At 47.1% G+C, this 732-nt stretch carries 1 pseudogene; it reads left to right on the forward strand.

The features are described 5' to 3' along the window. Positions 1-31: 31 nt before the first annotated feature. Positions 32-732: pseudogene (locus ACTQ16_RS16690) on the forward strand (transposase); the annotation flags it as partial.

Here is a 732-nt window from a genome sequence, read left to right on the forward strand (position 1 = left end):
CCTTCTCAAGATATCAGGCAAATGCGTCCGTATGGACAGTAAGCTTATCGGTAGCAATATCGCTCGCCAGTCTCGCTATGAACTGATACATACAACTCTGGTCAAGTTCCTCAAGACATGCACGCTTACCCATCTCTCCCCAGAGCAGGAAGAACGGGCAAAGGAATACTTGAAAGAGGATTCCTCCAAGACAGTTTACCGCTCTGACTCTGATACGCTTCAGAGCAATCTTGCCAGAATTGGTAATTTCATCATGGAGATGCTGGCAGTTTTTCCAGCTACTTCTCCTGCACATGATCTTCTTCTGCGTCTGTTTGAAGAACAGTATGTCGTAATGGACGGAAAGGCTGTACTTCGAGACAAGAAGGAGGTAAAGGCAGACAGTCTTCAGAATCCTAACGATCCTGATGCAACCTATCGTGCCAAGAACGACCAGAAGGTGCAAGGCTATGTGACCAACATCACAGAGACTGTAGAGGAAGGCAAGCCTAACATCATCACTTCCGTTCAGGTTGAAACTGCAGTATTTGCAGACTGCCATTTCCTTCAGGAGGCTGTGGAAAACAGTGAACGTGTCACGGATTCTACGATTGAAGACCTGTATGCAGATGGTGCCTATCAAAGTCCAGACAATCGAGAGTTTGCAAAGAACCACAATGCCATGCAGCTCAAGACTGGCAAGATGCAAGGTGGATGCAGATGGGAACTGATACCACATGACGAGGATGGTCT

Origin of the sequence: Prevotella sp. LCP21S3_D2 (assembly GCF_052118345.1) — a bacterium.
In the GTDB taxonomy this organism is placed as follows: Bacteria; Bacteroidota; Bacteroidia; order Bacteroidales; family Bacteroidaceae; genus Prevotella.